The 16,533-nt window shown below is 71.9% G+C and carries 16 protein-coding genes; 8 read left to right on the top strand and 8 right to left on the bottom strand.

The genetic code is table 11. The features are described from left to right. Nucleotides 1-145: 145 nt before the first annotated feature. On the top strand, nucleotides 146-1,906 hold the full coding sequence (locus tag ACFXAZ_RS13955; protein ID WP_384589316.1) for an alpha/beta hydrolase: 1,761 nt from the start codon (nucleotides 146-148) through the stop codon (nucleotides 1,904-1,906). 69 nt (nucleotides 1,907-1,975) lie between these two features. On the opposite strand, the gene ACFXAZ_RS13950 is transcribed toward ACFXAZ_RS13955, so the two are convergent. Both ACFXAZ_RS13950 and ACFXAZ_RS13945 read right to left on the bottom strand, forming a co-directional pair. Continuing rightward, nucleotides 1,976-2,122, bottom strand: coding sequence for a hypothetical protein (locus ACFXAZ_RS13950; protein ID WP_384589313.1), 147 nt, complete (start codon nucleotides 2,120-2,122; stop codon nucleotides 1,976-1,978). Nucleotides 2,123-2,817: 695 nt separating this feature from the next. Then, on the bottom strand, nucleotides 2,818-3,039 hold the full coding sequence (locus ACFXAZ_RS13945; RefSeq protein WP_382680729.1) for a hypothetical protein: 222 nt from the start codon (nucleotides 3,037-3,039) through the stop codon (nucleotides 2,818-2,820). 140 nt (nucleotides 3,040-3,179) lie between these two features. Between ACFXAZ_RS13945 and ACFXAZ_RS13940 the strand changes: the two genes are divergently transcribed. Continuing rightward, nucleotides 3,180-4,382 (top strand): MFS transporter, encoded by a 1,203-nt coding sequence (locus ACFXAZ_RS13940; protein ID WP_384589310.1) that lies wholly within the window; start codon nucleotides 3,180-3,182, stop codon nucleotides 4,380-4,382. Between the two features lie 84 nt (nucleotides 4,383-4,466). Here the strand turns inward: ACFXAZ_RS13940 and ACFXAZ_RS13935 are convergent, their stop codons facing one another. After that, complete coding sequence (locus ACFXAZ_RS13935; protein WP_384589307.1) at nucleotides 4,467-4,622, bottom strand: hypothetical protein; 156 nt, start codon at nucleotides 4,620-4,622, stop codon at nucleotides 4,467-4,469. Between the two features lie 294 nt (nucleotides 4,623-4,916). On the opposite strand from ACFXAZ_RS13935, the gene ACFXAZ_RS13930 reads away from it, so the two are divergent. Together ACFXAZ_RS13930 and ACFXAZ_RS13925 are read left to right on the top strand one after the other, a co-directional pair. Then, the gene (locus ACFXAZ_RS13930) at nucleotides 4,917-5,225 is read left to right on the top strand and encodes a chaplin family protein (protein ID WP_384589304.1); all 309 of its coding nucleotides are present in this window, start codon (nucleotides 4,917-4,919) and stop codon (nucleotides 5,223-5,225) included. A 32-nt stretch (nucleotides 5,226-5,257) separates the two neighbouring features. Next, nucleotides 5,258-6,511, top strand: coding sequence for a hypothetical protein (locus ACFXAZ_RS13925; protein ID WP_384589301.1), 1,254 nt, complete (start codon nucleotides 5,258-5,260; stop codon nucleotides 6,509-6,511). Between the two features lie 252 nt (nucleotides 6,512-6,763). Here the strand turns inward: ACFXAZ_RS13925 and ACFXAZ_RS13920 are convergent, their stop codons facing one another. Next, nucleotides 6,764-7,630 (bottom strand): DUF2637 domain-containing protein, encoded by an 867-nt coding sequence (locus tag ACFXAZ_RS13920; protein WP_384589298.1) that lies wholly within the window; start codon nucleotides 7,628-7,630, stop codon nucleotides 6,764-6,766. A gap of 563 nt (nucleotides 7,631-8,193) precedes the next feature. Here ACFXAZ_RS13920 and cseB point away from each other — a divergent pair. The 4 genes from cseB (at nucleotide 8,194) to ACFXAZ_RS13900 (ending at nucleotide 12,457) form a co-directional block, all read left to right on the top strand. Beyond that, entirely contained in the window at nucleotides 8,194-8,865 is a 672-nt protein-coding gene (cseB, locus tag ACFXAZ_RS13915) for a two-component system response regulator CseB (protein ID WP_384589411.1), read from the top strand. A 56-nt stretch (nucleotides 8,866-8,921) separates the two neighbouring features. Further along, complete coding sequence (locus ACFXAZ_RS13910; protein WP_384589296.1) at nucleotides 8,922-10,193, top strand: ATP-binding protein; 1,272 nt, start codon at nucleotides 8,922-8,924, stop codon at nucleotides 10,191-10,193. Nucleotides 10,194-10,433: 240 nt separating this feature from the next. Continuing rightward, nucleotides 10,434-11,420: a D-alanyl-D-alanine carboxypeptidase family protein gene (locus tag ACFXAZ_RS13905; protein ID WP_384589293.1), complete on the top strand. Its 987-nt coding sequence runs from the start codon at nucleotides 10,434-10,436 to the stop codon at nucleotides 11,418-11,420. Continuing rightward, nucleotides 11,417-12,457 carry an endonuclease/exonuclease/phosphatase family protein gene (locus tag ACFXAZ_RS13900; protein ID WP_384589290.1) on the top strand — a complete coding sequence of 347 codons (1,041 nt, stop codon included), beginning with the start codon at nucleotides 11,417-11,419 and terminating at the stop codon, nucleotides 12,455-12,457. Before ACFXAZ_RS13905 ends, ACFXAZ_RS13900 begins: the two co-directional genes overlap by 4 nt. On the opposite strand, the gene ACFXAZ_RS13895 is transcribed toward ACFXAZ_RS13900, so the two are convergent. Genes ACFXAZ_RS13895 through ACFXAZ_RS13880 form a run of 4 tightly spaced genes read right to left on the bottom strand, consistent with a single transcriptional unit; the run spans nucleotide 12,447 to nucleotide 16,483 of the window. Beyond that, a complete protein-coding gene (locus ACFXAZ_RS13895) occupies nucleotides 12,447-13,721 on the bottom strand; it encodes an FAD-dependent oxidoreductase (protein ID WP_384589287.1) in 1,275 nt (424 codons plus the stop codon). The two genes, ACFXAZ_RS13900 and ACFXAZ_RS13895, sit on opposite strands and share 11 nt — an antisense overlap. Nucleotides 13,722-13,764: 43 nt before the next feature. Further along, nucleotides 13,765-14,463: a maleylpyruvate isomerase N-terminal domain-containing protein gene (locus ACFXAZ_RS13890; RefSeq protein WP_384589284.1), complete on the bottom strand. Its 699-nt coding sequence runs from the start codon at nucleotides 14,461-14,463 to the stop codon at nucleotides 13,765-13,767. Then, nucleotides 14,460-15,299, bottom strand: a complete 840-nt coding sequence (locus ACFXAZ_RS13885; RefSeq protein WP_384589281.1) for a fumarylacetoacetate hydrolase family protein — start codon at nucleotides 15,297-15,299, stop codon at nucleotides 14,460-14,462. Before ACFXAZ_RS13885 ends, ACFXAZ_RS13890 begins: the two co-directional genes overlap by 4 nt. Beyond that, nucleotides 15,296-16,483, bottom strand: a complete 1,188-nt coding sequence (locus ACFXAZ_RS13880; protein ID WP_384589278.1) for a cupin domain-containing protein — start codon at nucleotides 16,481-16,483, stop codon at nucleotides 15,296-15,298. The genes ACFXAZ_RS13885 and ACFXAZ_RS13880 overlap by 4 nt, the downstream gene beginning before the upstream one ends. Nucleotides 16,484-16,533 lie beyond the last annotated feature (50 nt).

Here is a 16,533-nt window from a genome sequence, read left to right as displayed (position 1 = left end):
CAACCACCTACAACTCCGGTACGAGCGGGGACAGTTGTCTCCTTCCCGAGGGGGAGGGAGACGCGCCCGACTGAGGGATCCGTCCCGTGGCCGACTGCTGAAGGATCCTTCCTGTCCCGAACATGAGACCGGAAGGATCAATATTGTGCGTAGACGACATCTCGCGCCCCTGCTGGCCGTGAGTCTCACGGCAACGCTGGCTCCCGTGCTCGCCACTTCGACGGCCACCGCCGCCGAGGCAACCATCGCCTCGGCGATCTCCGCCGCGCAGGTCTCCCCCTCCGCCACCCAGCCCGCGCTGACCTGGTTCACACAGCAGAAACCGCGGTGGAAGCGGTGCGCACCCGACACCCCGGCGGAGTTCGAGTGCGCCACGATCAAGGTCCCGCTGGACTACCGGGCCCCCGGGGGCGAGCGGATCGACCTGGCGATATCCCGGATCAGGACCACCGCGCCCGGCGAGCGGCACGGTGTCCTGTTCTCCAACCCGGGCGGCCCGGGCGGCCCGGGGCTCTTCATGCCGCTGGACATGCGGGAGGCCCTCCCCCGGTCCGTACAGCGGCAGTACGACCTCATCGGCTTCGACCCGCGCGGTGTGGGACGGAGCAGCCCGGTCTCCTGTGATCTGACGCTGGAGGAGGAGGACTGGCTGCGGCCGTACAAGGAGGAGACGTTCGACAAGGACATCGACTGGGCACGCGGCGTCGCCGACAAGTGCGAGGAGACGGCGGGGGACACACTCGCGCACATCACCACGCGCAACACCGCGCGGGACATGGACCTGCTCCGGGCGATCCTCGGCGAGAAGAAGATCTCGTACGTGGGGTACTCGTACGGCACCTACCTGGGCGCCGTCTACACCCAGCTCTTCCCGGGCCGGGCCGACCGGTTCGTCCTGGACAGCGGGGTCGATCCGGCGCGGGCCTGGCGGGGGATGATCCAGTGGTGGGCGGAGGGCGCGGAGCCGGCGTTCGACCGCTGGACGCGGTGGGCGGCGGAGCGCGCGGATCGGTACGGCCTCGGTGACACCCCGAAGGAGGTCGACGCGACCTTCTGGGACCTGGTCGCGCGGGCCGAGGAGGAGCCCATCGAGCTGGGCGGGCAGCCGATCACCGGGGACGGGATCCGCATCGGTATGCGCCAGCTGGTCTTCACGCCGGAAGTGGCCTCCGAGGCGATCGTGGAGCTGAGGAAGGCGGCGGAGGGCCGCCCCGCCTCGGACGAGAGCCTCACGGCGTTCACCGGATCCGGAACGACCGGGGCGCCTAGGGCCACTGGGGCGAGCGGGGCGACAGGGGCGACCGGGGCGACCGGAGTGAGCGGGGCGACCGGAGTGAGCGGGGCGACCGGGGTGAGCGGGGCGACCGCAGCCACCGAGCCCCCGGCCGACAACATGATGGCGAGCTTCTGGGCCGTGGTGTGCGGCGACAACTCGGCCGCGTGGTCCCGGGACCCCGAGAGCTACCGGCAGGACGCCATCGAGGACAAGGCCCGGTACCCGCTGTTCGGTGACTTCGCGTCCAGCGTCAAGCCCTGCGCGTTCTGGGACGAATCACTCGAACCGGCAACGAAGGTGCGCAACAACGTGGGCGCCCTGATCGTCCAGAACGAGTGGGACTCGCAGACCCCGCTGCCCAGTGGCCAGGCCCTGCACGCCGATCTGAGGGGCTCGAAGTTGCTCACCGTCCGAGGCGGCGAGGGCCACGGCGTCTACCCGAGCGGCAACGCCTGCACGGACGGCACCGTCACCGGCTACCTGCTCACCGGCAGGCTCCCGGCGAAGGACATCACCTGCGAGGCGACCCCCGGCTCGAACGCGCAGGCGAGGCAGAACCAGCAGCCGGACTCCCAGCCGGACACCCTCCCCGGATCCCCCCTCCCGAACCGGGCCCCGGACCGCTTCTGACCCCGTCCGCGACAACCCTGACGACCCTCTGAAAGGCGGGGGCGGGATCTCCGGGCGGGTCCCGCTCCCTCACCACGGCGGGATCTGCCCTCGCCACCACGCCGCGTCCGGACTGTCGGCCGGGATGACCTCGGCTCTGGCCAGGATCTTCCTGTCGAGATCGCGGACGAGGGCGCGCAGTTCACGCGCGCTCTTCGTCGGCAGGGCGTGAAGCACGGTTTCGAGGTGGCCGCGGAAGTCGACTTCGTAGCACCCGCACGCGAGGATGCCGCAATCAGCACCCGCGAAGGAGTTCGCCAGCTCTCTGAGAGGGCCGTGGGCCAGGACCCTCCAGTGCCAGAACGCTTCCTCTGTGGCTTCGGGCCAGAAGCGGGTCCGCTCAAGCCGACGGAGGTCGGCCGCGCAGGATCCTGAGAGCCGATCGATGGACGGATACCGTCGCCGTCTCGGCCGCCGGGCCGGGCGATCGCCCCGAAGGGCTGATGGGCGCCTACGCGGCATTGCCCCTTTGGCTGTCGGTCATCGGGGCAACGTACAGAACGACGTGCCCGGTGGGCCACCGGATATCCGGTGGCCGAGGCCCTGGATCCTGCTCGGTGACCGGTCCAGGGTCCCCGACACGGCATGGATCGGGGACCGGAAGCCACCGTGCCGCGCCGACGCTAGACCCCCTCGCCTCGAACCGAACCCATGTCCGAGAAGGACGACAGCGCCTCCTCGGTCAGGAAGTCGTCGTCCTCCCCGAGATCCGGGGCCTGGAACGGGTTCGTCGCCGGTGGCGGTGATGCCGCGTTGGCGTAGCGGGGCGCCTCTGTCGGGGCGGAGAACAGCGAAGTCGAGTCGATGAGAGGTTTTCCAATCGTTACAGGGCGGTGGTGGGAGCCGGCGGGCGGCGACCGGGCACAGCGGTCCTACAGCTTGGTCATCTTGGTGTACGGGCTCAGGATCCGCTCACGTGACGAGCCGAAATCCACGAGCGCCGCGATCCCGTCCTCGATGCTGATGACCCGGCCGAGGCCGTAGATGTCGTGTGTGACCTGGTCGCCCACGGCGATCTGCTTGGGAGCCGGCGCGACCGGGGCCTTGAAGGGGCTGGTAGGCAAATGACGCTTCGGTGCAGTGGGCTTTGTCATTGCCCCCAGTATGCGCCCGAGAGTGTCCCCTTCGCTGCGCCCGTCCACGTACGGATCGATCCGGGCCCCGACGGAAGGGGCCGGCCGCGGTGGCGTGCCGCACCCGGATACGGGTGGGGGTGCGGGTTACGGTCGGCGGCGTGGACGGTGGGTATCGGCGGTGGCGCGCGTGTTCGCTCGGTGGGGCGGTGTTCGCCGTGTGCATGGCCGGCACCACCCTGCCGACCCCCCTGTACCCCCTCTACCAGGAAAAGTTCGGGTTCTCCGATCTGACGGTCACCGTGGTGTACGCCGTCTACGCCTTCGGGGTCATCGGCGTACTGCTGCTCGCGGGCAATGTCTCGGACGCCGTGGGCAGGCGGGCGGTGCTGCTGTGCGGGCTGGGGTTCGCGGCGGCCAGCGCGGTCTGCTTCCTGTCCGCCACCGGGCTGGGCTGGCTGTACACGGGGCGGCTGCTGTCGGGACTGTCCGCCGGGCTGTTCACCGGGGCCGCCACGGCGTACGTGATGGAACTGGCGCCGCGGGGCGGGACCTCGCGGGCCACGTTCGTGGCGACGGCCGCCAATATGGGCGGGCTGGGCTGCGGTCCGCTGCTCGCCGGGGTGCTCGCGCAGTACGCCGCCTGGCCGCTGTACCTGCCGTTCGCCGTGCATCTCGTGCTGGTGGCAGGCGCCGCCGCCGTACTGCTGCGGCTCCCGGAGACCGTACGGGAACGGCTGCCGCTGAGCACCGTACGGCCCCGGCGGCCCGCGCTGCCCCCGAGCGTGCGGGCGGTGTTCGCGCCCGCGGCGGTCGCCTCGTTCGTGGGGTTCGCGCTGTTCGGGGTCTTCACCTCGGTCAGCCCGGAGTTCCTCGCCGACTCCCTGCGGGTGGCGAACCACGCCGTGAGCGGGCTGGTCGTCGCGCTGGCCTTCTTCGCCTCGGTCGCCGGGCAACTGGCGGTCGGCCCGTTCGGCGTGGCGCGGTCCCTGCCGCTGGGCTGTGCCGTACTGCTCGCCGCGCTCGCGCTGCTGGCGGGGGCGCTGCGGTGGGACCTGATGTGGCTGCTGGTGCTGAGCGCGCTGGCCGGCGGGGCCGGGCAGGGGCTGGCGTTCCGTGGTGCGCTGTCCGCCGTGGCCGAGGCGTCTCCGGCGGACCGGCGCGCGTCGGTGATCTCCTCGCTGTTCGTGGTGGCCTACGCGGGCATCTCGCTGCCGGTGATCGGGGTCGGGCTGCTGACGGGCCCGCTCGGCCTGGAGGACGCGGGGCTGATCTTCATCGCGTGCATGGCCGTCCTGGTGTCGACCGCGGCCGTCTATCTGCTCCGGTATCCGCTCCGGTCCGAGGCGAAGGCCGGCTCGTAGGCACCGCACGGGGGATCCGTGTGAGGTGACTCACATGCGACACATGCGACCGGCCGATCTCGTCTCGCCTCCCCCACGCGTCCGTCAGAGGGCCTGGATCAGGCCGACGCCGAGGGCGATGAGGGCTGCGGCGATGAGGACGGCGCCGGCGCGGGTGACGTGGGTGCCGACGGAGGACCGGCCCTCGGCGCCGAGAGCGAGGTGGAGGAAGAAGCCGCCGGACCGGGCGAGCGCGCCCACGCTCGCGCAGGGGCGTGAGCATGCCCTGGCGCGTGGTGATGAACCCGAGCAGCGCGTCGCCGCCGAACTCCACTGTGACCAGCAGGGGTCCTTCCGGTCATGGTGATCAGGTCGGTCGCGACGATCACGCTGGTGGGGGTGACCAGGGGCGGTCCGGGTGACCCGGGGTGGTCAGGGTGACGCTCTCGTGTCGGGAGGCGGGCTTCTTCGTTGGGGGGAGTGCGGTCGGGGTTTGTCCGGCTTGCGTGGTCTGTGTGGGTGCCGGGACACGGTGCCGGGCGAAGGAGGAGCGCGATGGGTGTCGAGACGCGGAGCACGGGTGGCGGCGCGGGACGTGTGGGTGTGCGGGCCGTGGTGCTGGGTGCGGTGGCCGGGGCGGCGCTGGTCCCGGCCGGTGCCGCGCACGCGAATGTGATCGGGATCGGGAACGCGGTGTTCGGCAACACCTGTGTCAGCCACGGCGGCGCCCGGACCGCGGGCGCCACGGTGGGCGGGAGCGGGGTGGCGAGCGGCAACCAGGCCGGTCTGCCGCTGAGCCTGCCGCGTAACCACTGCGGCAACAGCGGCATCATCTGCACCGCCCTGATCCCCGCAAGCGTGTGAACCGCGCCGGCGAGCGGGCCGGTGAGCGGCGCATGACCGACCCGAAGACGCTGGAGCAGCGGGCGGTGCGGGCCCTGCTGTCCCTGAGCGGGCGGACGCTGCCGTCGCTGCGCGAGTGGGTCGGTGCGGACCCGGGCTGTGGTGTGGCGCGGGCGCTGCTGGCGCTGGCGACGGGTGACCGGTGGGACGACGCCGTGCTGAAGGAGCAGCTGGCGCTCGCGCATCGGGACGCGCTGGGCGCCGGTGAGCGCGAGGCGAGCCTGGTGTACGGGGTGTTCCTCCACACCCACCGGCAGTACCGGCTGACGGCCGATCACCTGACCGGGCACTTCGCCCGCTGGCCCGCCGACGAGCTGGCCGGGCTGATGCTCGGCGCGTTCTGGGCCTGCGAGGACGCCGACTACCGCACCCACGGCGACACCCTGACGGAGGAGCAGGCGGCGGTGGCGGGCCCGGAGAACTGGCCGTGGACCAGCTGGCTGGCCGCCACCCGGGCGGAACAGGGCCGGACGCGCGAGGCGTACGAACTCGCCGAGCGCGCACTGGGCCTGCATCCCCGCTCGGGCGTCGCCGCCCACGCCCTCGCCCACGCCGGGCACGAACTGGGCACCGGCCCCGCCGGCACCGCCTTCCTCGACCAGTGGCTGCGGGCGGACCCGCAGGCGGTGCAGTCACGGCACCTGAACTGGCACGCCGCCCTCCAGTCCCTCGCCTGCGGCGACTTCCCCGACGCCCGCAGGCGCGCGGACACGGCACTGGCCCGTACGGATGTCGGTATGCGGGCCGCGACGAACTGGCGGCTGCTCCTCATCGGGGAGTCACCGGCCGGTCGCAGCGACCCCGGCCACGTACGGGAACTGCTCGCCGCGCCGGGCGGGACGGCGGAGATCTTCCACACCTTCAACCTGGCCCTGGCCCTGGCCGTGGAGGCGGCCACCGACGACCTGCACGCCCTGGCCCGCCGGGCCGCCACCGATGAACGCCCCGACTACCGCGATGTCCTGGCGCCCGTCGTCCAGGCACTGGCCGAGATCACCGCGGGCCGCCCCCGCGCGGCGGTGGACCTGCTGACGGCGCTGGGCGAGCGGGCGGAACGGATCGGCGGGGTACGGGTCGAACGCGAGATCATCCAGGACACCCTCGCCCGCGCCCTCGTCGACGCGGGCGAACCCGTCCGCGCGGCCGGCCTGCTGCACCACCGCACCACCACCCGCCACCACCACACCTACGAAGACCTCCTCCTCACCGCGCACACCCCGGCCGGCGAGCACCCCAGCACGGGTTGAGGCGATGCCAGGTGCCGTACGGGGACGGAGTTGTCCCGGGCTCAGGGGGTCTCGGCGAGTGTCGCCCGGGTGAGGGCGGCGGAGCGGCACCGCCCGGCGTCGCGGTGGGCGGCCGAGTCGCGTAGCACCGTCAGTCCATGGGCGGAGTTCCCCGTACGTGGGTCGAGGGATACCCCGCATCAGAACAAAGTCGTGCCCGCGTTGAAAGCCCGGGGCCGCGCCACCGCTCGTACCCGACCCGCCGGGGTGTGGCTAATGCCGATGACGGGACGCGCTCTTGCGTGGCGGCAGGGTCAAGGTGATCTGCCGCACAAGCTGCTGGAAGCACGCCAGGGACGCGAGAGCAGGCAGGGCCGCTCCGGCGATACCGGCGATGGTCCGCTCGGCCTGAGTGACGCACAGCATCATCGCGACGGCGGAGAAAATGAGGACGACGGACCAGGAGTGCAGCGCCCGGCGCCGATGCAGGGCGGTGCGCAGAATGGAGAGCGAGCCGACAATCCAGGGGCCATAGACGAGAAGGGGCCACCAGGGAATTTCCCCGCCTTCGGCGTCGGACGTGATGCGCTGGAGAGGCCCGTAGGCCGCCATGGCACCGAAGACGCTCACCGTCGCCACGATGACGGCGACGCAGGCGACGATCACAAAGCTGCCGGTCTGCAACCACTTGAAGCGCGGTTTGCGGGTGCGGGTCTTGCGATGTCCCATCGCGGAGCGTCTCGTGGCGGAGCGCCGAATGGGCGGCAACTGCGCCGTGATCTGGACCAGATTCTCCAGCGATTCGGAGAAATCGGCGCCGGACGACGGCTCGCTGTGCGGCGGCGGGACGACGTGCGGCGGTGGGACGGCATGCGAATGCGGTACCGCGTGCGGGGGTGGCACGGCGTGCGGCGGCGGCACGCCGGTCGCCCGCTCGGCGGGCCCGGCGTCCTGCATCAGATAGGCGAGTTCCTCGACCGGGTCCCACCCCGGATCCGGGGGTTCCAAGGGGCCCTGCGGGTGCGGGGTGTCGATGGGACCGCCGTGCCAGCCGGTACCCGGCCCCGGAGGGTATGCCTCGGGGTACTCGGGGTACCACTCCCGCTGCGCGTACGAGAGATCCATATAGTCATGATTCATGGTCATTCACCCACGTCGCATGCGGTCCGTGTGGCAGGCGGCGTTTCCCTGACCGCTCCACCGCTGATTGAGTTCCTCCTGCGTCGCGTCCAACAGGCTGAGAAATTCGACGAGCAGCGACTCGGTATCCCGGGTGTCATGCCCTGCGTCCTCCGCCCGCAGGGCACCCGCCTTCGCTCCGCGGCGACGTAAGGCGAGGAGCCTTGATTTCGTCATGTCCCGCTAACGCTCCGCTCGGTCCTCCAGTTGCGCGGCAAATGAGTGACCGCAACGGAGAAAGAACATTGTTGAGAGCATTTTTTAACTTGTGTAATACGCGCCTTGCGGGGCACTTTATGGTTCGAGCGGTTTGTCTTCTAAAAGATCAGCGAGCGGCACGGTGAATTCACTGCCGATGGGCGGACGACCAGCGCCCGGCCACCCTCACCCCCCGAAAAATCCGATAGGTAGGCTGTCCGATCCGGACATGGGGAACAAGCGAGGGGGGATCAGTGAGCGCGGACAACGATGGTGCGGCCCTCCTCCTGGTCGAGGACGACGAGGTGATCCGTACCTCGGTCGCGATGGCGCTGGAGCGCTACGGGTATCACGTCCGGTCGGCCGCCGACGGACTCACGGGCCTGGAGCACTTCCGGGAGCGGACGCCCGACCTGCTGCTGCTGGATGTCATGCTGCCCGAGCTGGACGGCATCGGTCTGTGCCGCAAGGTACGGGAGACCAGTCAGGCCCCGGTCCTGATGATGTCGGCCCGCGGTGACGCGCTGGACGTCGTGTCGGGCCTGGAGGCGGGCGCCGACGACTATGTGGTCAAGCCCGTCGACACCCCCGTACTGGTCGCCCGGATCCGGGCCCTGCTGCGCCGCGCCACCTTCACGCCCGGCCGCCCGGAGCAGGACGGACGAGCACCGGGACCGGCGGCGGCGCCCGCGTCGGCCCCGCCCTCCGGTCCCGATCGGCTGGTCTTCGGCGATCTGACGATCGACACCCGTGGCCTTGAGGTGTTCCGGGACGGTGAGCGGATCGCCCTGGCCCCCACCGAACTGCGGCTGCTGCTGGAGTTCGCGGCACACCCCGGGATCGTCCTGGACCGGCAGAGCCTGCTGCGCAACGTATGGGACTACGGCTGGGACGGCGACAGCCGGGTCGTCGACCTGTGTGTGCAGCGCCTCCGCAAGAAGATCGGCGCCGACCGCGTCGAGACCGTCCGTGGCTTCGGCTACAAACTGCGGCGCTGAGCGCGGTGACCGCACGGAGTAAACGGAATAACCGAGACAAGTCGAGCGTACGAAGCATGACGAGCGCATGGAGCACGGTGTGGCGGCGCCTGTCGAACTGGCGATCGTTGCGCTGGCAGATCGCCGCGCTCGTGGTCGCGGCATCCTGCGCCGTCGCCCTGGCCGTCGGCCTCCTCGTGCACAACGCCACCGCCGAACGGCACCAGCGGGAGGGCGCGGGCCGCGCCACGGAGTACCTCACGGCCGCGGCCGACGAGTACCGGCGCGGCGGCGGCACCCCCGTGGAGGGGGCGATCCTGGACGAGGCGGAGATGCCGCCCGAACTGCTGAGCCAGGTGCGCACGACGGACGGACCCGCCATCTGGTACGACACGCAGAGCCGCAACGGCCCGTGGATGTGGGCCGCTCAGCCCCTGGACGGCGGGACACTCGCCGTCTCGCTCCACCTGGGCACCGAGAAACTGGAACTCGCCGCCCTCGACCGGACCATGGTCAAGGTGTCGGGGGCGACGCTCCTGGTGATCGTCCCCCTCTCCCTCGTCGTCACCGAACTCCTCAATCTCCGTCTGCGCAAGGTCGCGCGGACCGCCCGCCGTATCGCGGACGGCGAACTCGACGCCCGTACCGGAGCGGACGCCCGGCGCGGGGACGAGATCACGGAGATCGCGGGGGCCGTGGACTCGATGGCCCACGCCCTCCAGCAGCGGCTCCTCACCGAACAGCGCTTCACCGCCGACGTGGCCCACGAACTGCGCACCCCGCTGATGGGCCTGGTCACCTCCACCGAACTGCTCCCCGACGGCCGCGCCACCGATCTCGTACGGGACCGGGTAGGCGTCCTGCGCGCGCTGGTCGAGGAACTGCTGGAGATCTCCCGGCTGGACGCGGGGGCGGAGGCGGCCGACGCGCGGCCCGTCCCGGTGGGCAGCGTCGTCGAGGCGACGGTGGCCCGGACCGGGCAGCCGACCCGGACGGTGATCGTCGACAACCGGCGGATCTCGACCGACCCGCGCCGCCTGGACCGCATCATCGCCAATCTCGTCCTCAACGCGCACCGTCACGGCCGGGCGCCCGTCGAGGTGACGGTCGACGGCCCGACCGTCGTGGTACGCGACCACGGGCCCGGCTTCCCGACCCGCCTCCTGGCGGAGGGCCCCCAGCGATTCCGTACCGGCGCCCCGGAACGGGGCCACGGCCATGGACTCGGCCTGACCATCGCGCTGGGCCACGCCGGGGTCATCGGGGCGACGCTCGACCTGGCCAACGCGCCGGACGGGGGCGCGATCGCGGTCCTGAGGCTGCCGGGCGGGTACGCGGACGACATCTGATCCGGGGCACGGAACGGGCGCAACCGGAACCTGAACCGCCACCGCCACCGCCACCGGCACAGGCACCGCCACCGGCACAGGCACCGGCACCGCCACCGGCACCGGCACCGGCACCGGCACCGATACACGGCGGACACATTCCCGAGCGGCGATGGATGAGCCGTCTCAGCGGTACGGAGACTCCGCCTTTGCAGGGTGGGTGACGCGTGCGGTCCCGTGCGCTCGACCCGGAGGCAGCCCATGCGTGTCCAGCTCCGCCCCAGCCCGTTCACCGACCGCCGACGGCCGGCCAGGGCGTTCGTCCTGTGGGGCACGTTGACGGCCCTGCTCCTGACGGTCACCGCGGGCTGCTGGGTCAGCGGCACCGAGGCGGCACGGGACGGCACGGGGACGACGGCCGACTCCGCGCGGGTCACCGGTCCGCTGGTGCTGCCGTGGCCGAAGGAGGGCCAGGCGAGCGTCACCGACATGGAGAGCGGCCGTTCCGGGACGAGCGGCGCGCAGAACCCCGTACCGATCGCGAGCCTCGCCAAGGTGATGACCGCGCATGTGATCCTCACCGGCCATCCGCTGGAGAAGGAGGAGTCCGGTCCGCTCGTCACGGTCGACCAGCGGGCTCAGGACGAGTCGTTCTCCTCCGTGGAATCGACGGTGATCGTCCAGCAGGGGCAGCGGCTCGGGCAGCGGCAGCTGCTGGAGATGATGCTGCTGCCCTCGGGGAACAACATCGCGCGGCAACTGGCCCGCTGGGACGCGGGCAGCGAGGACGCCTTCGCCGCGAAGATGAACCGCGCGGCGGCCGACCTGGGGATGACCCGGACCACCTACACCGACGCGAGCGGTATCGACCCCAGGAACACGAGCACCTCCGAGGATCAGCTGAAGCTCGCCCGCGCGGTCATGGGGGACGAGGTCTTCCGGGCGATCGTCGCCACCGATGAGGTCACCATCGGACAGGGCGTGGGGACGATCGCCAACACGAACAGGCTCCTGGGGACCTCCGGCATCGTCGGCGTCAAGACCGGTTCGAGCACACCGGCGGGCGGAGCCCTGATGTGGGCGGCCAGGACGGGCGGGGGGAAGGACGACGCCGGGGACGAGACCGGTCTGATCCTCGGGGTCGTTCTCCACCAGGACGCGGACACCACACCCGCCCAGGGTCTCCAGACGGTCTTCGACGTGTCGGAACGCCTCGTCGCGGCGGCCCAGCGGGGAGCCCGGCGATGACCACCACGGAACCCGCGCCCACCGAACCCGAACCCGCGCCGACCGCCTCCCGGACACCAGCCGAGCCCGAGCCCGGACCCGAGCCTGGACCCGGCCCCAGACCCAGATCCGGACCATGGACGAACTGGCGCGCAGGACGCCGCACCGCCGCGCTGAGCGCCCTGTACGCGGCGACCCTGCTCGCCCATCCCGTCCTCCCCGACACCCCCGGAAACATCGGCAGCCTCGTCGAGACCTTCCTCCCCTGGTCGGTGCTGGCGGTCCCGCCGCTGCTCCTGCTGGGCCTGTTCCGCCGCTCGCCGCTCACCGTCATCGGCGCGCTCCTCCCGGCCCTGGCCTGGCTGACCCTGTACGGGGACACCGTCACCGACAAACAGCGTCCGGGCGGGACCCTGACCGTGGTCACCCACAACGTCGGTGAGGACAACCCGGACCCGGCCGGTACGGCCCGCGCGCTCGCGGCGACCGGCGCGCAGGTGATCGCGGTCCAGGAACTGTCGTCGGTGGCCCGGGACCCGTTCCGCCGGGCGCTCCCCGACCGCTACCGGCACTACACGATCCAGGGCGGGGTGGGCCTGTGGAGCACGTACGAGATGACCGGCGCCGAACCCCTCGACATCATGCCGTGGCCGCGTGCCCTGCGCGCCACGCTCACCACACCGAAGGGCCCGGTCACGGTGTACGTGGCCCACCTCGCGTCGGTGCGCGTGACGCCGGGAGCCGGTTTCGCCACCGCCCGCCGCGACGCCGCGGCCGGACTGCTGGCCGACGCCATGGACCGGGATCCCGCGGCCCGCACACTGCTCGTCGGTGACTTCAACGGCACGACGGACGACCGCGCGCTGGCCCCGCTGCTGCACACCATGACCTCGGCGCAGGAGGCCGCGGGAGCCGGTTTCGGCCTCACCTGGCCCGCCGGCTTCCCCCTCATCCGCATCGACCATGTCCTCGCCCGTGGCCTGGACCCGGTCTCGGCGGGGGTGCTGCCCGCCACGGCCAGCGACCATCTGCCGGTGCGCGCGTCGTTCAGCTACTGACGACGACCGAGTCCAGCGGAACAGCCGGATACATCGGGGGCTCCTGGTCGGGGGTCAGGGCCGTGGGGCCGTAGATCCAGTCCATGAAGGAGTAGTCGTAGGTGTCGCGGGCGCGCATCACGGCGTTGCGCTGCTCGCGCCTGATGCCGACGTGGTGCCACAGCTCGCCCCAGGAGCGGGCGGTGAGGACGACCCGGCGGCAGTGCTCGGGGCGTACGGCCTCGTAGGCGGCCAGGGCCGTCCCCCAGTCGACGCCCGAGCCGGTCCCGGTCCGCCGGGGACGCTGCGCGGCCACGTGGCGGGCGAGGACCCAGCCGTCCTCGACGGCCATGACGGCGCCCTGGGCCATGTACTGGAGCGGCGGGTGGGCGGCGTCGCCGAGCAGGGCGACGCGGCCGGTGACCCACTTCATGAGCGGATCGCGGTCGAACATCCGCCACCAGCGGTCCCGCCACATCAGCGGCAGGCCCTTCTGGATCTGTTCGCACGTCCCGGCGAAGGCACGGTCGAGTTCGTCCGGGGTGCCCCAGTCGTCCGCGCCGGCCAGCGCCTTGGGCGACCGGAACACCGCGACCTGGTTGAACATCTCGCCGCCCCGCAGCGGGTACTGGACGAAGTGCGCGTGCGGGCCGACGTACAGCACGACGTCCTTCTCGTGCACCCCGTTGGCGCGCACCCGCTCGAAGGGGACCGCGCCGCGATAGGCGACGTACGCCGAGTTCACCGGCTCGTCGTCGATGAGCAGCTCACGCGCGACCGAGTGGAGCCCGTCGGCGGCGAGGACGGCCTCGGCCCGGTCCTCGCGGCCGTCGGCGAGGGTGACGCGCGCGCCGTCCGGCACGTTCTCGTACGCCACCACGCGTGCCCCGGTCACCAGTTCCACGCCCGCCCGGCGGCAGCCGCGCAGCAGGACGCCGTGCAGGTCGCTGCGGTGGATCACCAGGTAGGGGAAGCCGTAGCGGCGTGCCAGGTCCTTGAGGTCGACGCGGGTCAGTACCTTCCCGTCCAGCGCGTCCTTCATGAGCATCCGCTCCGGGAGCACGCCGAGCCGGACGGCCTCGTCCAGGAGCCCGTACTCGTGCAGGATCCGGGTGCAGTTCGGGGCCAGTTGCAGGCCCGCGCCGACCTCGCCGAACTCCGGGGCCTGCTCGTAGAGGCGGACGCGGAGGCCCTGCCGGGCGAGTGCCAGCGCGGCCGAGAGCCCGCCTATGCCGCCTCCGGCCACCAAAACGTCCGGACGGGGTGGTGTGTTTCTGCTGCTCATCCCAGGTGCTCCTCATGTCGGTCCGCGCCCGTCGCCCGGCCGGTCACAGCCATGGACCCAGCGGCTCGGCGGGCAGGCCCTCGGCCGTCGTCACCCCGGTGTACGGGCGGCCCGCCAGGTACGCGGTGACCTCGGCGTCGGTGCCCCGGACGGCGTCGGCGCCTTGTACGACGGGGTTGCCCGGTACGGCGTCGTCACCCCGTACGGCGGCGACGCCCCCGGCACCCCGCTTCGCGCGGATGTCATGGCGGAGTTCGGCCAGGAACCCCCCGGGCAGATCCGCGAACCGGATGCCGGTGCCGAGGTCGACGGCGTGCACCATGACCTCCCTCGCCCGCAGCCACGGCACCTCACCGGCGGGGATGATCCGCTGCTGGGCGGTCACCACCTCCACCCGCCACTGCGCGGCGGACAGTGAGGCCATGGCACGGTCCAGCGCCCGCGCGGAATCCTCGAACCGGACGGTCAGCCGGTCACCGGGCAACTCGGCGCCCGACGCGATGTCGATCAGCCGCCGCTCCGGCGAGCTGTACATCGGGGTGATCTCGCCCGTACGCGCCCAGCGCACCAGATTCAGCAGGGCCGAGGCGTTGCCCGCCAGATGGGCCACGACGTGCTTGCGGGTCCAGCCGGGCAGCAGCGAGGGCGCGTCGTACGACGTCTCGTCGAGGTCGGCCAGCGCCGCGCGGCACAGGTCCGTGCCCTCGGCCACCCAGGTCAGCGCCTGTTCCAGGGTTCTCATCGCGTCCCCTCGGCGACGACCCGGTTCTCCAGGCGGCCCAGGCCCTCGATCTCGGTGACCACGGTGTCGCCCGGCTGGAGATACACCTGCGGCTCGCGGGCGTGGCCCACGCCGCCGGGGGTGCCGGTGGCGATGATGTCGCCGGGGTCCAGCCGGATCATGGTGGAGATGTAGCGGACCAGGTGGACCGGGTCGAAGAGCAGGTCGCCGGTGGTGTCCTGCTGGGTGACCCGCCCGTTGACCGCGCAGCTGATGTCCAGCGCGGGACGCGGGCCACCGGCCTCGTCGGTGGTGACGAGATGCGGGCCGAGCGGGGTGGTGGACTCCCAGTTCTTGCCCTGGAGCCACTCACGGGTGCGGAACTGCCAGTCGCGGCAGGTGATGTCGTTGAGGAGGGTGAAGCCCGCGATGGCGGCCTGCGCCTCGGTCTCGTCGGCCCGCCGCACCGGGCGCCCGACGACCACGGCGAGTTCGGCCTCCCAGTCGAACCGCTCGGTCTCGGCCGGACGCCGGATGTCGTCGGTGGCGCCGATGAGGGTGTCCGCGAACTTGGCGAAGAGGGTGGGGTGGCTGGGCAGATCGCGGCCCATCTCGGTGATGTGCCCGCGGTAGTTCAGGCCCACGCAGATGACCTTGCCGGGCCGGGGGACCAGCGGGGCGAAGTCGGCACCGGTGGCCGGGTGGCGCGGGCCGTCGGCCGTCGCCGCGGCCTCAAGACCGCCGGGTGACGCCAGTACGGCGCCCACGTCCCCGAGGCCCAGACCGACGAGGGAGTCACCCTCGACGCGTACCGCCGTGGTGGTGCCGTCGCCGAGACGGAGGGTGGCGAGTTTCACGCGGGGTTCTCCTCGATATGGCCCATGTGGGTGCGGAACAGCTGGAGCTTGGTGAGCAGCGGGGCGTCGCTGAACTGGAACAGGTCCAGCGCGCCGGAGTCGGAGTCGGACGGCGTGGCCTCGGACCGGATCGACAGCGGCTGCCAGGAGGGGACGACGAACAGGTCACCGCGCTGCACCGACCACGAGCGGTCGCCGACCGTGACCCGGCCCGAGCCGTCGAAGACCTGGTAGACGGAGGAGCCCGTCTCCTGGCGCGGTGCCGTCTCGGCGCCGCCGCGGACGCGGTGGAACTGGGCGCGGATGGTCGGCAGGACATCACCCGCGGTGGCCGGGTCGGTGTAGCGCACCAGGGCGTGACCGGGCTCGACCGTGCCGGGATGGCCCCGCCGCTCCAGCTCCAGCTGGCCCGCGAGGGCGGCGTCGGTGTCCTCCCAGCGGTAGCGCAGCAGCGGAGTGCCGCCGCTACGGCGCTCGCACTGCGACACGGGCACCAGTCCGGGGTGACCCCACAGGAGTTCGGCGCGTGAGCGATCGGGGGCCGTGCGTTCCTCCGCCGGGAGGGTGTCCCGTCCGAAGTCGAAGAACTGCGCCTCGATGTCGTACTGGAGGGGGATGTCCAGGCCGTCGAGCCACGCCATCGGCCGGTCGGCCGCGTTGTGGTGCGCGTGCCAGTTGAGGCCGGGCTGCGGCAGGAAGTCGCCGCGCCGCATCGGCACCGGGTCGCCCTCCACCACCGTCCACACGCCCTCGCCCTCCACGACGAACCGGAAGGCGTTCTGGCTGTGCCGGTGCTCGGGCGCGTCCTCGCCGGGCATCAGGTACTGGATGGCCGCCCACAGCGTGGGGGTGGCGTACGGTCTGCCGCCCAGGCCCGGATTGGCCAGCGCCATGGCCCGCCGCTCGCCGCCCCGGCCGACCGGCACGAGATCGCCGGAGCGGCCCGCCAGATCGAGGAGCGTGCGCCACTCCCAGCGGTGCGGTCGCGCCCGCGACCTGGGACGCGCGGGCATCAGATCCCCGATCCGGGTCCACAGGGGTACCAGCAGGGCCTGCTCGAAGCCGCGGTAGAGATCCGCCAGCCCGTCGGTCACCGGCGGCTGATCCGGCCCGTCCTCGACGGTCAGGGACACCGGGGACACCCAGGAATCCACCGGGGGGTCCACGTCGTCGTGTTCGCTCATACGGCGACGATGCCGGAGATTGTCTGATCTGCGATAGTGGATTCTGGCTT

It is taken from the genome of Streptomyces sp. NPDC059477 (assembly GCF_042749375.1).
In the GTDB taxonomy this organism is placed as follows: domain Bacteria; phylum Actinomycetota; class Actinomycetes; order Streptomycetales; family Streptomycetaceae; genus Streptomyces.
Note: the sequence above shows the minus strand (reverse complement) of the source record. Positions and strands in the feature narration are given on the sequence as shown.

Coding starts and splice junctions, on each gene's coding strand:
- ACFXAZ_RS13945 (WP_382680729.1), bottom strand. CDS start 3,039: ATGACAAAGCCCACTGCACCGAAGCGTCATTTGCCTACCAGCCCCTTC.
- ACFXAZ_RS13930 (WP_384589304.1), top strand. CDS start 4,917: ATGGGTGTCGAGACGCGGAGCACGGGTGGCGGCGCGGGACGTGTGGGT.
- ACFXAZ_RS13925 (WP_384589301.1), top strand. CDS start 5,258: ATGACCGACCCGAAGACGCTGGAGCAGCGGGCGGTGCGGGCCCTGCTG.
- ACFXAZ_RS13920 (WP_384589298.1), bottom strand. CDS start 7,630: ATGAATCATGACTATATGGATCTCTCGTACGCGCAGCGGGAGTGGTAC.
- cseB (WP_384589411.1), top strand. CDS start 8,194: ATGGCGCTGGAGCGCTACGGGTATCACGTCCGGTCGGCCGCCGACGGA.
- ACFXAZ_RS13910 (WP_384589296.1), top strand. CDS start 8,922: ATGACGAGCGCATGGAGCACGGTGTGGCGGCGCCTGTCGAACTGGCGA.
- ACFXAZ_RS13905 (WP_384589293.1), top strand. CDS start 10,434: ATGCGTGTCCAGCTCCGCCCCAGCCCGTTCACCGACCGCCGACGGCCG.
- ACFXAZ_RS13900 (WP_384589290.1), top strand. CDS start 11,417: ATGACCACCACGGAACCCGCGCCCACCGAACCCGAACCCGCGCCGACC.
- ACFXAZ_RS13895 (WP_384589287.1), bottom strand. CDS start 13,721: ATGAGCAGCAGAAACACACCACCCCGTCCGGACGTTTTGGTGGCCGGA.
- ACFXAZ_RS13890 (WP_384589284.1), bottom strand. CDS start 14,463: ATGAGAACCCTGGAACAGGCGCTGACCTGGGTGGCCGAGGGCACGGAC.
- ACFXAZ_RS13880 (WP_384589278.1), bottom strand. CDS start 16,483: ATGAGCGAACACGACGACGTGGACCCCCCGGTGGATTCCTGGGTGTCC.